The 17,760-nt window shown below is 74.2% G+C and carries 15 protein-coding genes and 2 riboswitches; of the genes, 8 read left to right on the top strand and 7 right to left on the bottom strand.

The window, feature by feature from the left end:
• Positions 1-24 precede the first annotated feature (24 nt).
• Entirely contained in the window at positions 25-930 is a 906-nt protein-coding gene (locus IE109_RS20470) for a helix-turn-helix domain-containing protein (protein ID WP_189552371.1), read from the top strand.
• A gap of 64 nt (positions 931-994) precedes the next feature.
• Here IE109_RS20470 and IE109_RS20465 read toward each other — a convergent pair whose 3' ends face one another.
• From IE109_RS20465 to IE109_RS33735, 4 genes are all read right to left on the bottom strand, one after another.
• Entirely contained in the window at positions 995-1,807 is an 813-nt protein-coding gene (locus IE109_RS20465) for an SAM-dependent methyltransferase (protein ID WP_189552370.1), read from the bottom strand.
• A 126-nt stretch (positions 1,808-1,933) separates the two neighbouring features.
• The gene (locus IE109_RS20460) at positions 1,934-3,223 is read right to left on the bottom strand and encodes a hypothetical protein (RefSeq protein ID WP_189552369.1); all 1,290 of its coding nucleotides are present in this window, start codon (positions 3,221-3,223) and stop codon (positions 1,934-1,936) included.
• Between the two features lie 18 nt (positions 3,224-3,241).
• Positions 3,242-3,784: a metallophosphoesterase family protein gene (locus IE109_RS20455; RefSeq protein WP_189552368.1), complete on the bottom strand. Its 543-nt coding sequence runs from the start codon at positions 3,782-3,784 to the stop codon at positions 3,242-3,244.
• A 3-nt stretch (positions 3,785-3,787) separates the two neighbouring features.
• Positions 3,788-4,009 carry an acyl-CoA carboxylase subunit epsilon gene (locus IE109_RS33735; protein WP_189552367.1) on the bottom strand — a complete coding sequence of 74 codons (222 nt, stop codon included), beginning with the start codon at positions 4,007-4,009 and terminating at the stop codon, positions 3,788-3,790.
• A 330-nt stretch (positions 4,010-4,339) separates the two neighbouring features.
• Between IE109_RS33735 and IE109_RS20445 the strand changes: the two genes are divergently transcribed.
• The 3 genes from IE109_RS20445 to IE109_RS20435 are packed head-to-tail and all read left to right on the top strand — an operon-like array spanning position 4,340 to position 7,273.
• Positions 4,340-5,473: a type III polyketide synthase gene (locus IE109_RS20445; RefSeq protein WP_189552366.1), complete on the top strand. Its 1,134-nt coding sequence runs from the start codon at positions 4,340-4,342 to the stop codon at positions 5,471-5,473.
• The gene (locus IE109_RS20440) at positions 5,466-6,692 is read left to right on the top strand and encodes a cytochrome P450 (RefSeq protein ID WP_189552415.1); all 1,227 of its coding nucleotides are present in this window, start codon (positions 5,466-5,468) and stop codon (positions 6,690-6,692) included. The genes IE109_RS20445 and IE109_RS20440 overlap by 8 nt, the downstream gene beginning before the upstream one ends.
• Entirely contained in the window at positions 6,689-7,273 is a 585-nt protein-coding gene (locus IE109_RS20435; RefSeq protein WP_229891303.1) for a cupin domain-containing protein, read from the top strand. The genes IE109_RS20440 and IE109_RS20435 overlap by 4 nt, the downstream gene beginning before the upstream one ends.
• A gap of 51 nt (positions 7,274-7,324) precedes the next feature.
• Here the strand turns inward: IE109_RS20435 and IE109_RS20430 are convergent, their stop codons facing one another.
• From IE109_RS20430 to IE109_RS20420, 3 genes are all read right to left on the bottom strand, one after another.
• On the bottom strand, positions 7,325-9,601 hold the full coding sequence (locus tag IE109_RS20430) for a catalase (protein ID WP_189552365.1): 2,277 nt from the start codon (positions 9,599-9,601) through the stop codon (positions 7,325-7,327).
• A 210-nt stretch (positions 9,602-9,811) separates the two neighbouring features.
• Positions 9,812-11,104, bottom strand: coding sequence for an MFS transporter (locus IE109_RS20425; RefSeq protein WP_189552364.1), 1,293 nt, complete (start codon positions 11,102-11,104; stop codon positions 9,812-9,814).
• Between the two features lie 109 nt (positions 11,105-11,213).
• Complete coding sequence (locus IE109_RS20420) at positions 11,214-11,942, bottom strand: (2Fe-2S)-binding protein (RefSeq protein ID WP_189552363.1); 729 nt, start codon at positions 11,940-11,942, stop codon at positions 11,214-11,216.
• Positions 11,943-12,131: 189 nt separating this feature from the next.
• Positions 12,132-12,311, bottom strand: a riboswitch (cobalamin riboswitch).
• A 101-nt stretch (positions 12,312-12,412) separates the two neighbouring features.
• Positions 12,413-12,595, top strand: a riboswitch (cobalamin riboswitch).
• A gap of 30 nt (positions 12,596-12,625) precedes the next feature.
• Between IE109_RS20420 and IE109_RS20415 the strand changes: the two genes are divergently transcribed.
• From IE109_RS20415 to IE109_RS20400, 4 genes are all read left to right on the top strand, one after another.
• The gene (locus tag IE109_RS20415) at positions 12,626-13,672 is read left to right on the top strand and encodes an ABC transporter substrate-binding protein (protein ID WP_189552362.1); all 1,047 of its coding nucleotides are present in this window, start codon (positions 12,626-12,628) and stop codon (positions 13,670-13,672) included.
• A complete protein-coding gene (locus IE109_RS20410; protein ID WP_189552361.1) occupies positions 13,669-14,832 on the top strand; it encodes a FecCD family ABC transporter permease in 1,164 nt (387 codons plus the stop codon). The genes IE109_RS20415 and IE109_RS20410 overlap by 4 nt, the downstream gene beginning before the upstream one ends.
• Complete coding sequence (locus tag IE109_RS20405; protein WP_189552360.1) at positions 14,829-15,644, top strand: ABC transporter ATP-binding protein; 816 nt, start codon at positions 14,829-14,831, stop codon at positions 15,642-15,644. The genes IE109_RS20410 and IE109_RS20405 overlap by 4 nt, the downstream gene beginning before the upstream one ends.
• A gap of 223 nt (positions 15,645-15,867) precedes the next feature.
• Positions 15,868-17,652, top strand: a complete 1,785-nt coding sequence (locus IE109_RS20400; protein ID WP_373297740.1) for an ATP-binding SpoIIE family protein phosphatase — start codon at positions 15,868-15,870, stop codon at positions 17,650-17,652.
• The last annotated feature ends 108 nt before the right edge of the window (positions 17,653-17,760 follow it).

Here is a 17,760-nt window from a genome sequence, read left to right as displayed (position 1 = left end):
TCCTCACAGAGCAGGAGCGTCAAGATGACCGCTACGGAACGGAGCCCGTCGTTGTTCGTCCGGCCCCTCGGGGCGGTCGAGAACAACCCGACCGCCCTGAAGCTGATCCTGGGCGGCAAACTGCGCGAACTCCGCGTGCACGCGGGGCTCGACCCCGCCGACGTCGACCAGCGCCTCGGCTTCCCGCGGTCGAAGACCAGCAGGATCGAGCTGGGCCGCCACGGGTGCAAACCCGCCGACGCGGAGGCCCTGTTGCGGCTGTACGGCGTGGAGGACGAGGACCTGGTCACGGAGTTCCAGCGGCTGGTCGCCCAGTCGCGCCGGACCGACTGGTGGCGGTCCTTCAGTGACGTCCTGTCCGACTTCTTCACACCGCTGGTCGCGCTGGAGGGAGCGGCGGCGATCATCCGCACGTACGAGCCGTTCTACGTGCCGGGCCTGTTGCAGACCTCGTCCTACGCACGTGCGGTGATCGAGTCGGGGCCCGCCCGGCTCCTCCCCCACGAGGTCCGCCGCCGGGTGGACCTGCGGCGGGAGCGACAGCGCCAGCTCGACCAGCGGGACGCGCCCCGGTTGTGGGCCGTGATCGACGAGTCGGTGCTGATGCGCACGGTCGGTGGCCCGCGGGTGATGCGGGAGCAGTTGGAGCACCTCGCCGCGTTGATGCGGCGGCCCCACATCACCGTGCAGGTCGCGCCGCTGGACGTCACCGCGTCGGTGGGCGTGGGGACGGGCGTGACGTACCTGCGTTTCGCGCTCGGCGACCTCAAGGACGCCGTCTACATCGAGCACTTGACGGACAGCACCTTCAGCCAGAAGCCCCAGACCGTCGAGCAGTACCGCGACATGCTCGACAGACTGGGGGCCTGCGCTCTCACTCCGAAGGAGTCCCTGGTGCTGCTGGAGGAGCGGATCCGGCGCTACACCTGACGGCGGCGCCGGACGCGGGCGCGACCACCTGCCATCCGGCTGGGCGGCCACGCGGCCGGGGAGGCTAGCCGATTCTGGCGACGCCACCCCACTCGACCCACTCGTCGGTCTGCTGGACGGGGGCGAGGTCGCTGTCGGGGCGCCAGGTCGACACCTCCACCAGGCCCGGGTCGAGGATCTCCAGACCGTCGAGGAACCCGGCGACCTCGTGCTCCTCGCGCACCCGGCCCCAGTGGCCGTCGGTGGCCTCCGCCATGAAGTCGGTCACGAAGGCACGGATCTCCGGACGGTCGCTGACGAGCTGGCACACGACCAGGAAGCTGCCCGGCACGAGGCGTTCGGCCACCCGCCGGATCAGCGCGCCCGGGTCGTCCTCGTCGGGGATGCAGTGCAGCACCGACACGAACAGGGCCGCGACCGGCCGGCTGAAGTCGATCAGCCGCCTGGTCTCCTCGTGGCCGAAGATGCCGTCGGTGTCGCGCATGTCGGCCTGGATGACCGCGGTCCGGTCGTTCTCGTCCAGGAGGGCGCGGCCGTGCGCCAGGACGATGGGGTCGTTGTCGACGTACACGACGGAGGCGTCGGGGTCGACGGCCTGGGCCACCTGGTGGACGTTGTCCTGGGTGGGCAGGCCGGACCCGTGGTCGATGAATTGGCGAATTCCGTACTCCTTGGCGAGCACGCGCACGACCCGGCGCAGGAAGCGCCGGTTGTTCACCGCCAGCGTCTTGGTGCTCGGCACCTGCTTCAGCAGGAGCTCGCACGCCTCGCGGTCGGACTCGTAGTTGTCACTGCCGCCCAGGAAGAAGTCGTACATGCGCGCCACGCTGGGCACGGTCGTGTCGATTTCCGCGGGGCTCCACAACTCGCGTGCCATCCAGTCCTCATCCGCTCGGGTGCCGTCGGGTCGTTCGTACGAGAGGCACATGGTAGGGAGAGTCGGCCCGCCAGTACGAAAAATGACCGTAGGAGCGGCCGATGAGGACATCTTTCGGCCAGGCTGTCAGCGCATGACATCTTCGGTGGTGTCGTGCCAGCGTTCGAGCCGGCGTTGGAGCACCTGGAGCGCGCCGCGCTGGCGCCCGGGCACCCGGCGGCGGAGGGCGATCAGGGCGGGGGCGAGCGCGCGGGCGGCCTCGCCGTCGCGGAGCCGCTCCCACTGGTGGTGGGCGCGGTCGACGGCGCCCTCGACCTCGGGGTCGTCCAGGGTCTGCCGACGGGCCAGCCTGGCCTCCGCGGCGACCATCCACAGCCGGCAGCTGGCCGCCGGGTCCCCGGCCAGGCGGGCCAGATCGGCGCGCACCTCCAGCCAGTGGACCGCCTGGGGCGAGCCGGAGCCGTGGGTGCGGTGGGCGTGCTGCTCCCAGGCCGCGGCGGCCTCCGCCGCCTCGGCGTGCCGGCCGGACTCGGCGGCGGCCAGGATGGACGGCAGCGGGTCGGCGCCGTTCTCCCGCCGCGCCGGCGGGACCGCCGGCGCGGACGGGGGCGCGGCCGCCGGCTCCGGGTCCCGGTCCGCCGGGGCGGGCGCCGCAGCGGGCGCGTACGCCGGCGGTACGGACGGCGGACACGCGGACAGCGGGGGTACCGACAGCGGGGGCGCGGCAGCCGGCGACGGCGAGGCCGGGAAGTCGGCGGCGAACACCAGCGCCACGCCCGGCGCGGCCGGGCCGTGTGCGGCCGCGCTCTGTGCGACGACCTGCTCGTGGAGTGCCGCCAGGGACGGGCGCGCGCCGCTGCGCCAGATCGCCGCGCAGGCCTTGAGGTAGTCGGGGCTCGCGATCGTCCGGCGCGCCGGTGGAGGGACGACCCGGCCGTACACCCGCACGCCGTGGCAGAGCGCGAGGAGCCCGCGGTCCGCGGTGAGCCGACGCCACGTCGGGTCGTCGGCGACCAGGTCGACGACGACCGTGGTCGTGCCGGGGCGGCGGAGTTTGAGCTCACCGGCGATCCAGTGCCAGGGCAGCGCCGTGTAGCGCAGTGTGGTGGGCGCCGTGCGCGCCAGGGCGAGGTGCGGCAGGCGCTGCCGGTGGTCGAGGTGGAGCTGTCCGGCGATGTAGAGCGAGAGCGGCCCGGGCGCGGCGACGGCCGCCCGCAGGCGGGTGAGGACGGCCTGCGGGTCGAGCGGGTCGGCCAGCTCGACCAGTGTCGCGGCCGCCGTGCCGGTCAGCGCGCCCGGCGGTACGGCGGCGAGTGCGGGGAGCACGCCCACCGCGTCGATCAGTCGTCCCTTGCCGACGGGGGCGGCCGCCAGCAGCAGCGCCGTCCCGGCCGTGTCCTCCCTGTCGATCACCACAGCAGCACCGTATCCGCTCTACGGGGCCCCCGGGCCCACCGGGTGGCGCGGAGGCAGGTGGTGGAGGCGTACGTCGGCCAGCCGGCCCGCGGTGACGACGGCGGTCATGTAGGTGCAGTGGGGCTGGCGGCGGCGGTCGGTGGGCGAGCCGGGGTTCAGCAGCCGCAGGCCGCCGGGGGCCGTGCTGTCCCAGGGGATGTGGCTGTGCCCGAACACCAGGACGTCCAGGTCGGGGAACCGCTCCTCGCACCGGCGTTCACGGCCTTGCGCGGGCCCCGTCTCGTGGACGATCCCGAACCGCAGCCCGCCGAGTTCGGCCCGCGCCACCTCGGGCAGCCGGGCCCGCAGCTCGGGCCCGTCGTTGTTGCCGTGAACGCCCAGCAGCCGCGCGGCGCGGGCCTCCAGCAGGTCGAGGGTCGCGACGTCCACCCAGTCACCGGCGTGCAGCACCACGTCGGCGGCCTCGATGGCGGTCAGGAGCTCCGCCGGCAGCCGCCGGGCCCGCCTGGGCAGATGGGTGTCGGAGGTCAGGAGGAGTCGTACGTCGCTGGTGGGCCTCATCCCTCAATGGTGCGGGTGGCGGGGGCGGGAGCCGAAGCGGGCGCGCCACGACCCGGGGGCCGGGTGGGCCCGCCAGCCGCGGTCCCATTCCGCCCGGCGCGACGCCGGGCCGGTGCGGGGGCCCTCCGCCCCGGTCCGGCACGCGAGCGCGCTCAGGACGGCGGTGAGGGCCGCGAGCTCGGTGGGGGTGGGGCGGCCGTGGACGATGCGGAGGTGGAGGGGCATGCGTTCATGCTCCGCCGCCCCCTTGCGGCGGAGCACCCACTGCACCTCCGAACGGGGGAACGGACGGTCCCCGTACGGGTCCCCCCGCCGGGCGGGCGCAACGCCCGGCGTTGGCGTGACGGCGGCGGATGTGCTCCGCACGGGCGTGGCGGTGCGCGCCCGGCCTGCCGCGTTCCGGCGGCATATGCCCGGGGACCGCCGCCGCCGTGCTCCGGGGGCCGGTGGTGCCGCGTCACCGGTTCGACGTAACCGGCCGGGTCTCCTTCGACGCGCGCGACGATCGCCCATCGCGGATCCTTTGAGAGCAAACGCGACGAAAGGGCTTACCCCATGGCCACGTTGTGCAGACCCGCGGTCTCCGTCCCCGAGCACGTCATCACCATGCAACAGACGCTCGACCTGGCGCGGACCATCCACGCGGACCATCCGCAGCTGCAGCTGGCTCTGCGGCTGATGGAGAACACCGGCGTCCAGAAGCGGCACCTCCTGCGTCCCATCGAGGAGACGCTGCGGCACGACGGATTCGATGTGCGGAACCGGATATACGAGGCCGAGGCCAAGGCCCGGGTGCCCGCGGTGATCAACCGGGCGCTGGAGGACGCGGAGCTCCGGGCCGCGGACATCGATGTGATCATCTACGTCTCGTGCACCGGCTTCATGATGCCGTCGCTCACGGCCTGGCTCATCAACACCATGGGCTTCCGCAGCGACACCCGCCAGGTACCCATCGCCCAGCTCGGCTGCGCGGCGGGCGGCGCGGCGATCAACCGGGCACACGACTTCTGCACCGCCTACCCGGAGGCGAACGCGCTCATCGTGGCGTGCGAGTTCTGCTCGCTGTGCTACCAGCCGACCGACCTCGGCGTCGGGAACCTGCTGTCCAACGGCCTGTTCGGCGACGGCCTCGCGGCCGCCGTGATGCGGGGCCAGGGCGGGACGGGCGTGACGCTGGAGCGCAACGGCTCGTACCTGGTACCCGACACGGAGGACTGGATCGCGTACGACGTACGCTCCACCGGCTTCCACTTCAAGCTCGACAAGCGGGTGCCGGCCACCATGGAACCGTTGGCTCCGGCGCTCAAGGACCTGGCGGGGCAGCACGGTTGGGACGCCTCGGACCTGGACTTCTACATCATCCACGCGGGTGGTCCCAGGATCCTGGACGACCTGAGCAAATTCCTGGGCGTGCCCGCCGAGGCGTTCCGCTTCAGCCGGGCCACGCTGACCGAGTACGGGAACATCGCGAGTGCCGTCGTCCTGGACGCGCTGCGGCGGCTGTTCGACGAGGGGAGCGCGCACCCCACGGCACGCGGTCTGCTCGCGGGGTTCGGTCCCGGGATCACGGCCGAGATGTCGCTCGGCCGCTGGACCGTCTCCGACCGCGCGTCCGAACGTCTGGGCACCCGCGTGATCGCGGACGTGCCGGACCGTGCCCTGGCGGAGGAACCGACCCGTGTTGGATGAGACGACGACCACGGCCGCGCTGCCGCCCGTGCGCCACTGGCCCGCCCTGGACCTTTTCGGGGTGGAGTTCGACCCGGTGCTCGCGGAGCTGATGCGCGAGGGTCCGATCACGCGGATCAAGCTGCCCAACGGCGACGGCTGGGCGTGGCTCGTGACGCGCTACGACGACGTCAGGTCGGTGACGAACGATCCGCGCTTCAGCCGGAAGCTGGTCGTCGAGAACGACGTCACGCGGCTGGCTCCGCACTTCGTCCCGGTCGACGGGGCGGTGGGGTTCGAGGACCCGCCCGACCACACCCGGCTGCGCCGGGCGGTGGCGCCCGCCTTCACCACGCGCGGTGTGGAGCGGCTGCGCGAGCGGGCCCGGCTGCTCCTGGACGAGCTGGTCGAGGAGGTGCTGGCCGACGGACCGCCGGCCGACCTCACCGAGCGGCTGCTGGGCCCGTTCCCGCTGGCCGTGGTGTGCGAGCTGATGGGCGTGCCGCCGATCGACCGGCCGCGGATGCACGAGTGGACGAACCTGATCCTGTCCTCGGCCCACGGCGTCGAGCGCAGTCAGCGGGCCAAGGAGGACATGTGCGCCTACTTCGCCGACCTGCTGAGCCAGCCGCGCGACGGCGACGACGGCGACGACGAGGAGAGCGTCATCGGTCTGCTCGGCACCGCCGTGGCGAACGGCGAGATCACGTCCTCGGAGGCGGTGGGGCTCGCGCTGCTGATCCAGATCGGCGGCGAGGCGGTCACCAACAACTGCGGCAACATGCTGTTCGTCCTGCTCACCCACCCGGAACACCTGGCCCGGCTGCGTGCCGAGCCGGCGATCCGCCCGCGCGCCATCGACGAGTTGCTGCGGTACATCCCGCACCGCAGCGCCGTCGGCCTGTCCCGGATCGCCCGGGAGGACGTGACGGTGGCCGGGGTGCGGATCCGGGCCGGCGAGCCGGTGTACGTCTCGTACCTGGCGGCCAACCGTGACCCGGACGTCTTTCCCGCGCCCGAGGCGCTGGACTTCGACCGCAGCCCCAACCCGCATGTGGCGTTCGGGTACGGGCCGCACTTCTGCGTGGGCGCCATGCTCGCCCGGATGGAGTCCGAGCTGCTGGTGGACGCCTTCCTGGACCGCTTCCCCGGCCTGCGCTTCGCCGTCCCGGTCGAAGAGGTGCGGTTCCGCCGCGGGGCGCTCATCCGTGGGCCCGAGTCCCTTCCGGTGACCTGGTGACCGCGCACCAGGGGGCACCGGCGGCTCTGCTGTCCGACGCCCCCGACGGGTTGCTGGTACCGAGAGGGCACGGCCGCACGCTGCGCTCTCCCGCCCACGAGGTCACCTTCAAGGTGACGGGTGAGCACTCCCGGGCGGCGTCGAGCTTCGAGGTGGTGGTGCCCCCGGGGTTCGACGTGGGGGCCCATGTGCACGCCCGCAGCGAGGAGTTGTTCTACATCCTCGAAGGGGAGCTGGACGTCCTGGCGTTCGAGCCGCGGGTGCGGACGGGTGACGACTGGCGGCACTGGGAGTCGCCGTCCGGCCGGCGCACCGTCCGGGCCACGCCCGGCACGGTGATCGTCGTCCCGCCGGGCTGTCCGCACGCCTTCGCCAACCGTACGGACGAGCCCGCCAGGATGTTCTTCCAGGCGTCCCCTCCCCCGGACCACGAGCGGTACTTCGAGGAGCTGATCGCGATCCTCGACCGGGACGGGCCCCCGGACCACGCGGCGATCGCCGCGCTGCGCGGCCGCTACGACATCGAGCAGCTCACGCCGTTGCGGCACGACGCGCACCGGGGGCCCGGGACCGGCCCCTGACCGGCCGGGCGGTCGCTCGGGCGGCGGGGAAGCGGTCCCGGACCGGGTCGCTCAGGCGGCGGCGGGGAAGCGGTCCCAGACGCGGTGGCGGCCGAGGAGCCGGGTGATCTGCGCGAGGACGCCCTCCCCGTCGTCCCCGGTCACCACGCCGGGGGCGCCGGCCGGTACGCCGGCCGCTTCCAGGACGCTCTCGGCGCCCGCCCAGCCGCCGATGGCCTTGGCGTGCCGGTAGGTCTCGGAGACCATCAGCAGGAGGCGGGGGTCGAGGGCGGTGGCGGCCTGTCCGGCGTCACCGGCCTTGGCGTCCCGCGCGCCGTACGCGTCGGTGCCCGGTGCGGGCACCCCGGCGAGGATCAGGGCGTCGAACTCGATGGACCGCGCGGTGGCGAAGGTGCGCTGCACGGTGACCGGATCGGAGCCGTCGGCGCCGATCTTCCCGCCCGCCGGTGCGATGACCAGCGGCACCATGCCCGCGTCCAGGACGGCCTGGCGGACGGTACGGAGGCCGTCGAGGTCGCCGTTGCCGTCGGCGACGATGCCGATGATGCGGCCGTCGGCCGGCCACTCGTGGCCGATCTGGGACAGGGCGGGGCTGGGCATGACGTCGGCCGGCGGCAGCGTGGGCTCGGGCGCGGGGAGGCCGAGGCCCTCGGCGACCCGGGCGCACAGCTCGGTGTCGATGTTGGCGAGTGCCTGGAGCTGTCGCTGCTTGACGGCGTTGTCGTAGCACTTGCCCAGCTCGAAGGTGTAGGCGGTGATGATGTGCTCCCGCTCGACGGGGGACATGCTGAGCCAGAACAGCCTGGGCTGGCTGAAGTGGTCGTCGAAGCTGGCCGGGGCCTCCCGGACCTTGCGGGCGGCGGGCACCTCGACCGGGGTCTCGATGTACGCGCCGGTGCCGGCGCCGGCGAAGAAGGGGCAGCCGCCGTCGAGGGAGTTCGGCTTGTAGGGGGCGACGCCGCTGTGCACGGCCTGCTGGTGGAAGCCGTCGCGGAGCATGTCGTTGACCGGGGCGTGCGGCCGGTTGATCGGGATCTGGTTGAAGTTGGGGCCCGCGAGCCGGGTGATCTGGGTGTCCAGGTACGAGAAGAGGCGCCCGGCGAGCAGCGGGTCGTCGGTGACGTCGATGCCCGGCACGAGGTGGCCGACGTGGAAGGCGACCTGCTCGGTCTCGGCGAAGAAGTTGCTCGGGTTGCGGTTGAGGGTGAGCAGGCCGATGGGCTGCACCGGGGCGAGCTCCTCGGGCACGATCTTCGTCGGGTCGAGCAGGTCGATGCCCTCGAAGGTCTGCTCGGGGGTGTCGGGGAAGGTCTGGATGCCCAGCTCCCACTGCGGGTAGGCGCCGGCCTCGATGGCGTCGGCCAGGTCGCGGCGGTGGTAGTCCGGGTCGACGCCGCCGGTGATCTGCGCCTCCTCCCACAGCTGGGAGTGCACGCCGAGCTTGGGCTTCCAGTGGAACTTGACCAGGGTGGTGGCGCCCTTCGCGTCGACGAGGCGGAAGGTGTGGACGCCGAAGCCCTCCATGGTGCGGTACGAGCGCGGGATGCCCCGGTCGGACATGTTCCACATGGTGTGGTGCTGGGCCTCGGTGTGGAGTGAGACGAAGTCCCAGAAGGTGTCGTGGGCGCTCTGGGCCTGCGGGATCTCCCGGTCGGGGTGCGGCTTGCCCGCGTGGATCACGTCCGGGAACTTGATGGCGTCCTGGATGAAGAAGACCGGGATGTTGTTGCCGACGAGGTCGAAGACGCCCTCCTCGGTGTAGAACTTCGTGGCGAATCCGCGGGTGTCGCGCACGGTGTCCGCCGAGCCGCGCGAGCCGAGGACGGTGGAGAACCGCACGAACACCGGGGTCTCGGTGCCCTTGCGCAGGAACGCCGCCCGGGTGACACCCTCTGCGGTGCCGTACGCCTGGAACACCCCGTGCGCGCCGGCGCCGCGGGCGTGGACGACACGCTCCGGGATGCGCTCGTGGTCGAAGTGCATGATCTTCTCGCGCAGGTGGTGGTCCTGGAGGAGGACCGGGCCGCGGGGGCCCGCCTTGAGCGAGTGGTCGGTGTCGTACAGCCGGGTTCCCTGGGCGGTGGTGAGGTACGGGCCGTCCTGGGCGCGGGTCTGCGGCGGGTTGCCGGTGTCGCGGCCGGTGGGCGAGTACGGGGCGGGCTCGCCCTGGTCCGGCTTGGGCGGCAGGGGGCCGCGTACCTCGGTGGGTTCGTCCACCTGGGCGGGTTCCGGGGCCGGGGCGCCGGGGACGCCTTCGGCCGGTCCGCCGTCGTGGAGGGGTGCGGTGAGCTTTTCGGCGGCGGCCTTCAGCGGGTTGGGGTTGGGCATTGTTCCTCCGTGCTCGGGACTCGGACTCCTCAGCCATGACCGTCGTGGAGCGGGGCGTAACGGATGCGTGGCGGACATCCGTCCATCGGCACACACCGGCCGGCCGGTGCCGGCCACCGGTCCGCGAGCGGTCATGACCGCCCTGGTACCCCCATGTCGTTGCGGGAAGCACGGACTTTGGTCATGTGTTCGTCCGCGGGGCCGGGCGGGTCAGCGCTCCAGCTCCCGGTGGGCGGTCTCGGGCAGCCGCAGGTACACGGCGGCGGACACCAGGCACAGGGCGGACACGTACCACGGGAACAGGCCGGGATGGTCCACCTCCTTCAGGAGCGTCCCCACATAGGGAGCCGTCCCTCCGAAGAGGGCCACGGTCAGCGAGTACGGGAATCCGATGCCGGCGGCCCGCACCCGGGCGGGGAAGACCTCGGCGTTGACCGCGGCGGAAACCGACGTGAACCCGGTGAGCAGCACCATGCCCGCGCACTGGACCAGGAGCAGCGAGCCGAAGGAGTCTCCGACCGAGCGCAGCAGGGGCACGGCGAGCAGCGCGAAGCCGGCTCCGAAGAACAGCAGCGGGGGTTTGCGGCCGTACCGGTCGGACAGCAGTCCGCCGACCGGCTGGAGCAGGGCGAAGAAGCCGAGCGACAGCGTGCCGGCGAGCAGCGCGTCGGCCTTGTCGATCCCGGCGTTGAGCTCGGCGTACGTGGGCAGGTAGGACGTCCAGGTGTAGTAGGCGAGGGTGCCGCCGGCCGTGATGCCGCAGATCAGCAGGGAAGCGCGCGGGTGGTGGCGCAGCGCGTCGAAGAGTCCGGGGCGGGCCCGGCCGGCGCCCTCGGACGGGAGGCGGAGGGTCTCCTCGGCCCCTCGCCGGATCCAGAAGCCGACGAGGCTGAAGGCGGCTCCTGCGAGGAACGGCACGCGCCACCCCCAGCCCTGCATCCGGTCCTCCCCCAGCCCGCCGACCAGGGCGGCGGCTATACCGGAGGCGGCGAGCTGGCCGAGGGTGGTGGAGACGTACTGGAAGCTGGAGAACAGGCCGCGCCTGCCGGGTCCGGCCGACTCGACCAGGAAGGTGGTGGACGCGGCGAACTCACCGCCGACGGACAGGCCCTGGAGGAGCCGCGCGACCACCAGGACCACCGGGGCGAGGACGCCGGCCGTGGCGTACGTCGGTGTCAGGCCGACCAGGAGGCTGCTGCCGCCCATCAGGAGGATGGTGACCGTCAGCGCCGCACGCCGGCCGTGCCGGTCGGCGACGGCGCCCATCAGCAGGCCGCCGACGGGCCGCATGAAGAACCCGACCGCGAAGACGGCGAAGGTGGACAGCAGGGGGACGAGGGAGTTGCCGGACTCGGCGGGGAAGACCTGCCCCGCTATGTAGGTGGCGAGGAAGGTGTAGGCGTACCAGTCGTACCACTCGACGGCGTTGCCGATGGAGGCGGCGAGCAGTTGCCGCGCGGGGCGGCGGGCCGTGGCGGGCCCGGCCGGGGACGTTTCTGTCATGATCACGGCCATCCCCGGTACGGCGGTCGGGCACACGTGCCGCGCGTTACGGCTTCGTGTGATCCGCCGCGGCGGCGAGGGCCGGCGCTCGCGGGCCGGCCGGCCCGGCTCAGTCCCTCCCGTCCGGCCGTGGGCCGGGGCGCCGCAGGACGCAGTCGCCGCAGTATCCGTTCCCGGGGATCCGGTAGTAGAGGCAGCAGTTGTCGCGGTGGTAGGCGAGCGGATCGGTGGTGAGGGCGCCCGCGCTCGCGAGCGGCTCGCGGGCCAGCAGGGCGGCGGCGACCGGGAGCGGCGAGCGCGGGGCGTCCGGGATCCGGGCCAGCAGGACCCGTACGGCGCCGACGAGCGCCGAGGCGGTGTTGCCGTGCAGCACTCTGGGCGACAGGCCGAAGTCCCTCCGGAGGGCGGCGCCGAGCGGCAGCAGGAGCCGGGCGACGACGGTTTCGTACAGCGCGCCGGGGAGGTCTCCCGCGGTGGTGGCGGCCGGCCGCGGCAGCCACAGCTCGACGGGGCCCGACCGGGGGGTGCGCCACCACACCCGCTCGGGCGCCAGGTCGGCGGCCCGGCCGGTCAGGGTGGCCGTGGCGAGCGCGACGGACCACAGGCGGGCGGCCGTGCCGAGGTGGAAGGTCGAGGCCGCGACGCGCCGCCGGTCGGTGTCGGGCGGACCGTCGGTACCGAGCCGGCGGCCCGTCTCCGCCACGTACGCCGCCAGGGCCGGCGGATCGTGCAGGAGCGCGGTGAACGGCCGGAAGTCCCGGGCGTCGGGGCGCGGCCCGCCGGTCACGGCGAAGTAGGGGCCGACCGCGGTGACCCGGGCGAGCGTCCGGGCGGTCACCCCGTGCGCGCCGGGGCCGTCCGGGCCGGGCCGCGGCGGGCGTGGTGCCCCGGGCGGCGCGGGGAGCGATGTCCCGGACGGCACATCGGGCGGGGGCGGGGCGCCCGGGGAGCCGGGGCCCGCGGAAGGGGGTGTGGCCGGGGGCGGGTGCACGGGAGCCGCCGTCCTCTCTCGGGGAGATCCGCCCCGGTACGTCGAGGTGCGACGGCGTGAGTCTCCTGACTCGGGATCGGCGCTCCCCCGGTCTTCCCGCCCGATGGGGCGGTGACCGTGGCGGGTTCGCCCCCCCCTTCACAGTGGCGGTACCGTGCCGGACTTCCACCGGCTTCCTCGTTCCGCCGTCGCGGGTCCGTCGCAGGATCCCAGACGGGCCGCGCACCGCGCCAGGCCGCCTTCGGCGGGTGCCCGTGACGAGGGACACTCCCCCAGGTGCCCGGTTCCGGCTGTGCGCCCTTTTACCCATCCGCCGCATATACGTAAGATCACCTGGTCATCACCGCGACGGGAGATCAGGAAGCCGGTGCGATTCCGGCACGGTCCCGCCACTGTGACCGGGGAGTGCACCCCTTCTGCACGCCACTGCGCGCCGCGCGGGAAGGCGGGGGGAACGTCGATCCGGGAGTCAGGACACTGGCCTGTCGCGGGCCCGATCCGAGGAGCGCGGACTCCCCAGGAGGCTTCACGTGTACGACGGCACGCCCCGTCCTGTCCTTCCCCCACCTCTCACCCGCCGCCGCGCCCTGCGCGCCGCGACCCTGTCACTCGCCCTGTCCACGGCCCTGCTGGCCGGCTGCGCCGCCGGCTCGGGTCCCGCCGACCGGCCGGAGGCCGCGCCGGCCGCCTCGCCGGCCAAGGGCTTCCCGGTCACCGTCGACAACTGCGGCACCAGCACCACCTACCGCAAGCCGCCCGCCCGGGCGGTCACCATCCACCAGCACCCCGCCGAACTGCTGCTGGCCCTCGGCCTGAGGGACCGGATGGCAGGTACGGCCTTCCCGGACTCGGCGGTCCTTCCGCGGCTGCGCGCGGACTACGCGTCCGTCCCCCTGCTGGCGGAGAAGGAGCCGTCCTTCGAGACCGTCCTCGAAGCCGAACCCGACTTCGTCTACGGCGGCTACGCGAGCGCGTTCGCCGAGAACGAGGGGCGGTCGCGCACGGCGTTCGCGGACGCCGGCATCGACACGTACCTGAACCGCGAGTACTGCGGCAAGAAGCGGGTGTCGATGCGGGACGCGTACGACGAGATCCGCACGATCGGCGCGATCTTCGGCGTGCCGGAGCGGGCCGACCGGCTGGTGGCCGATCTGCGGGGCCGCGTCGAGCGGGCCGGCGCCGCCGTGCGGGGCGCGCCCGCCGTGCCCGTCTTCGTCTACGACAGCGGCGACAAGGCGCCGTTCACCGCCGGCGGCAGGAGTCTCGGTACCGAGATCATCCGGCTCGCCGGCGGGCGGAACGTCTTCGCGGACCTCGACGACGTCTTCGGCGAGGCGTCCTGGGAGCAGGTCGTCGCCCGGAAGCCGGAGGTCGTCGCGATCTACGACTACGCGGGCGCCGGGAGCGTCGAGCAGAAGAAGAGGTTCCTGCTCTCCCAGCCCGCTCTCGCCGACGTCCCCGCCATCAGGAACAAGCGGTTCGTCGTGCTGCCGCTGACCGCGACGCTGATCGGCGTCCGGCCGCCGTACGCGGTCGAGGACCTCGCCCGGGCCCTGCACCCCGAGCGGTTCCGGTGACGGCGAAGGCACCGGCCTCCGCTGCCGCCCGCTCCGGGCCCAGCGGCGCGGGACCGGCCGGCGGACCGGACCGCGGAACCGGCGGCGAACCGGGCGGAGGCGCGGGCCGGGGGCCGCGCGGGGCCCGGTTCGCCGTGGTGCTGGTGGCGCTCGGCGCGGCCCTGGTGCTCTCGGCGGTGGCCGGCATGGCCGTCGGCTCGGTGCGGGTGCCGCCCGGTGAGGTGTGGGGCATCGTGACGCACGCCCTGGGCCTGGACCGGTCCGAGCCGTCCTGGTCGCGGGCGCGGGAGACGATCGTCCTGGACGTGCGCGCCCCGCGTGTGCTGCTGGGGGCGGTGACGGGCGCCGGCCTCGCGGTGGTGGGCGCGGCCATGCAGGCGCTGGTGCGCAACCCCCTCGCGGAGCCCTATCTGCTGGGGGTCTCGTCCGGGGCGTCGCTGGGCGCCGTCACGGTCATCGTGTTCGGGGTGAGCCTGTTCGGGCCCCTCTCCCTGTCGGCCGCCGCCTTCGCCGGGGCGTTGCTGACGCTGCTGCTGGTGTACACCACGGCGCGGACCGGTGGGCGGATCACGCCGGTGCGCCTGGTGCTGGCCGGGGTGGCGTGCGGCGCCGTGCTGACGGCGGTGACGCACCTGCTGCTGCTGGCCGGTGACCGTGGGAACCAGGCCCGGGCGGTGCTCGCCTGGACCCTCGGGGGGCTGGGCGGGGTGCGGTGGGGGACGCTGTGGCTGCCCGGCGCGGCCGTGCTGCTGGGTGTCGGTGTCCTGCTGACGCGGGCGAGGTCGCTGAACTTGCTGCTGGCCGGCGAGGAGTCGGCCACGACGCTGGGGCTGGACGTGGGCCGCTTCCGCGCCCGTATGTTCGTCCTGCTGTCCCTGGTCACCGGTGTCCTGGTCGCGGCGGCCGGTCCGATCGGCTTCGTCGGGCTCATCCTGCCGCACGTCGTGCGCCTGTTCGTGGGCGGCGACCACCGCCGGGTGCTGCCGACCGCCGCACTCGCGGGGGCGGTGTTCCTGGTGTGGGCCGACATCGCCGCCCGTACCGTCGCCGCGCCGATGGAGATCCCCGTCGGCGTGCTGACGGCCCTGTGCGGCGGGCCGTTCTTCCTGTGGCTGATGCGCCGGGACGCCGGGCGGGCCGCCGGCCGGGGGGTGGCATGACCGCCGCCGAACTCGTCGTCGAGGGGGTCACCCTCACCGCCGGTGCCCGCCGTCTCGTACGGGACGTCTCGCTGACCGCCCGCCCCGGGGAGGTGATCGGGCTGGTCGGGCCCAACGGCAGCGGCAAGTCCAGCCTCCTGCGCGCCGTCTACCGCGTCCTGCGCCCCGACGCGGGGCGGGTCCGCGTCGACGGCGCGGACGCCTGGGCGCTGCCGGTGCGCCGACTGGCCCGCACCCTGGCCGCCGTGGTGCAGGAGCCGGGCGCCGGCTTCGACCTGAGCGTGCGGGAGGTCGTCGCCATGGGCCGCACTCCGCACAAACGGCTGCTCGACGGGGACACCGCCGAGGACGCCCGGCTGATCGAGGGGGCGCTGGAGGCGGTGGACGCGGCGGCGCTCGCGGACCGCCCCTTCGACCGGCTGTCCGGAGGGGAGCGGCAGCGGGTGCTCATCGCCCGCGCCCTCGCCCAGCAGCCCTCCCTGCTGGTCCTCGACGAACCCACCAACCACCTGGACGTGCGCCACCGGTTGGAGGTCCTCGGGCATCTGCGGTCCCTGCCGGCCACCGTCCTGGTGGCGCTGCACGACCTGAACCTGGCCGCGTACTACTGCGACCGGCTGTACGTCCTGCGGGACGGCGCGGTGACCGCCTCCGGCCCGCCCGCCGAGGTGCTCACCCCCGCGCTGCTGGCCGACGTGTACGGGGTGGCGGCCGAGGTCGCGGTGCACCCGCGCACGGGGGCGCCGCAGGTCACGTTCCTGCCCCCGGAGGCGGCCGGGACGGCCGGGGCGGGTCCCGCCCCGGGTGCGTGAGCGCTCCCGCGGCGGAACGCTCCTGTGCGTGAGCCGGCCGTGGTCGGCGGGGCGGGGCCCGCCCCGCCCGGGGCGGGGTCCACGGTCGCCGGCCCGGCGCCGCACCGGGGCGGCCGGGGGCGCGGGCCGGGCCGTCCGGGCGCCCCGGCGGGCCGCCGGGGCCCGGACAGGGCACAATCGGGTGTTCCAGGGCCCGGCGGCGGCATGGGGAGAGGTACTCGACGTGGACGACAACCGCAGTCGGGGAGGCGGCGGAATCGGTGGACGCATCGGCTCCCTGCGCGCGACGCGGGTGCTGCGGCGCGCCGCGGCCGCCGTCGGCTCCGTCACCGCCGACCGCAGCCGGCTGGAGTGGCTGAACCAGGCCGGCGACCTCATCGGCACCACGCTGGACCTGGGCCGGACCGCCCAGGAGCTCGCCGACTTCACCGTGCCCACGATGGCCGACGGCGCGGCGGTGGACCTGCTGGACTCGGTGCTGCGGGGAGGCGAGGGCGACCGGGTGGGCGGTGTCGCTGTCCCGCTGACCCGCGCCATGGCCGTGTCCGTGATCGACCGGCTGCGGCACCTGGAGCCGGACCCGGTCGGTGAGCTGACCACCGTCCAGCCGACACCCAAGTACGTCTACCAGTGCCTGACCGCCCGCCGGCCGGTGCTGGTGAGCCGGATCACGCCGGACCAGTACGAGTCGATCGCCCCGAGCCCCCGCGCGGCGCGCCTGATGCGGAGCTCCGGCGTGCACAGCTACATGGCGGTGCCGCTCATCGCGCGCGGGGTGCTGCTGGGGGCCGCCGACTTCGTACGGGCCGGTGGCCGGGGCCCCTTCACGCCCACCGATCTGGCGCTGGCCTGGGAGCTCGCCTCGAAGGCGGCGGTCTACATCGACAACGCCCGCCTCTACAGCCGGGAGCGGGAAACGGTCCTCACCCTCCAGCGCGCCCTGCTGCCCCGGACCGCGCCCTCCACGCCGGGACTGCGCGTGGCCTCCGACTACCGGCCCGCCGTAGACCCGGGCGGGGTGGGCGGGGACTGGTTCGACGTGGTCCCCCTGCCGAGCGGCCGCACCGCGCTGGTGGTCGGTGACGTGATGGGCCACGGCCTGGCGGCGGCCGCGACCATGGGGCGGCTGCGCTCGGTGGCCCGTACGCTGCTCGGCCTCGACATCGCGCCCGAGCGCGTCCTGGCGCGGCTGGACCTCGCCGCCCGCGACCTGGAGGAGGACCAGGTCGCCACCTGCCTGTGCGCCGTGTACGACCCGGCCGACGGGACGTTCCGGCTGGCCAGCGCCGGGCACCTGCCGCCGCTCCTGATCGGCGCCGACGGTGAGGCGTCGTTCATGGACGTGCCCGCGGGCGCGCCGCTGGGCGCCGGCGTCATCCCGTACGACCCGGTGACGGCACGGGTCCCCGGGCGCAGCCGGCTGATGCTGTACACCGACGGCCTCGTCAAGAGCCGGGTGCACGACATCGACACGCAGCTGGACCGCCTGCGGGAGGCGGTCCGGGGGCCGCAGCCCGCCCTGTCGGAGAGTTGCGCCGTGCCGGGCGCGGGGACGGGCGGGGGCGAGGGCCGGCGGTTCGACGACGCCGTCGTCCTCGTCGCGGAGTCCCGGCCTTTCGCCGAGGGCGAGTTGTTCGTCCGTCCGCTCCCGTCGGACGGCTCGGCCGCCGGTGAGGCGCGTCGTCTGGTCCGGGCCCAGCTGGAGAGCTGGTCGCTGTCCGACCTGGTGGACGTCACGGAGCTGGTGGTGAGCGAGCTGGTCGGCAACGCGCTCCGGTACGGCGGCGGCCCGAAGCAGCTCCGGCTGGTGCGCCACGAGCGGTTGTCCGTGGAGGTGTCGGACACCGGTCCCGACCTGCCGCAGATCCAGCACGCCCCGCTCAGCGCGGAGGGCGGTCGCGGCCTGCAACTGATCAACATGCTGTGCCGCCGCTGGGGTTCGTGCCGGACGCCCACCGGCAAGGTCGTCTGGGCCGAGCAGGACATCGCGCGACCTGCCGCCCCATAGCCGACGGTCCCGCCCCGGACGACGGCCGGACCCTCCGCGCGTACGAACGCCGGACCCTCCGCGCGTACGGGACGCCGGGCCCCGCCCGCGTACGGGCCCCGGACCCGT

The sequence above is a fragment of the Streptomyces lavendofoliae genome, assembly GCF_014649735.1.
Lineage (GTDB): Bacteria > Actinomycetota > Actinomycetes > Streptomycetales > Streptomycetaceae > Streptomyces > Streptomyces lavendofoliae.
Note: the sequence above shows the minus strand (reverse complement) of the source record. Positions and strands in the feature narration are given on the sequence as shown.

What these genes read in the sequence shown, in the direction of transcription:
- IE109_RS20470 (WP_189552371.1), top strand. Translation starts at nt 25, where the DNA reads ATGACCGCTACGGAACGGAGCCCGTCGTTGTTCGTCCGGCCCCTCGGG.
- IE109_RS20465 (WP_189552370.1), bottom strand. Translation starts at nt 1,807, where the DNA reads ATGGCACGCGAGTTGTGGAGCCCCGCGGAAATCGACACGACCGTGCCC.
- IE109_RS20455 (WP_189552368.1), bottom strand. Translation starts at nt 3,784, where the DNA reads ATGAGGCCCACCAGCGACGTACGACTCCTCCTGACCTCCGACACCCAT.
- IE109_RS33735 (WP_189552367.1), bottom strand. Translation starts at nt 4,009, where the DNA reads ATGCCCCTCCACCTCCGCATCGTCCACGGCCGCCCCACCCCCACCGAG.
- IE109_RS20445 (WP_189552366.1), top strand. Translation starts at nt 4,340, where the DNA reads ATGGCCACGTTGTGCAGACCCGCGGTCTCCGTCCCCGAGCACGTCATC.
- IE109_RS20430 (WP_189552365.1), bottom strand. Translation starts at nt 9,601, where the DNA reads ATGCCCAACCCCAACCCGCTGAAGGCCGCCGCCGAAAAGCTCACCGCA.
- IE109_RS20425 (WP_189552364.1), bottom strand. Translation starts at nt 11,104, where the DNA reads ATGACAGAAACGTCCCCGGCCGGGCCCGCCACGGCCCGCCGCCCCGCG.
- IE109_RS20405 (WP_189552360.1), top strand. Translation starts at nt 14,829, where the DNA reads ATGACCGCCGCCGAACTCGTCGTCGAGGGGGTCACCCTCACCGCCGGT.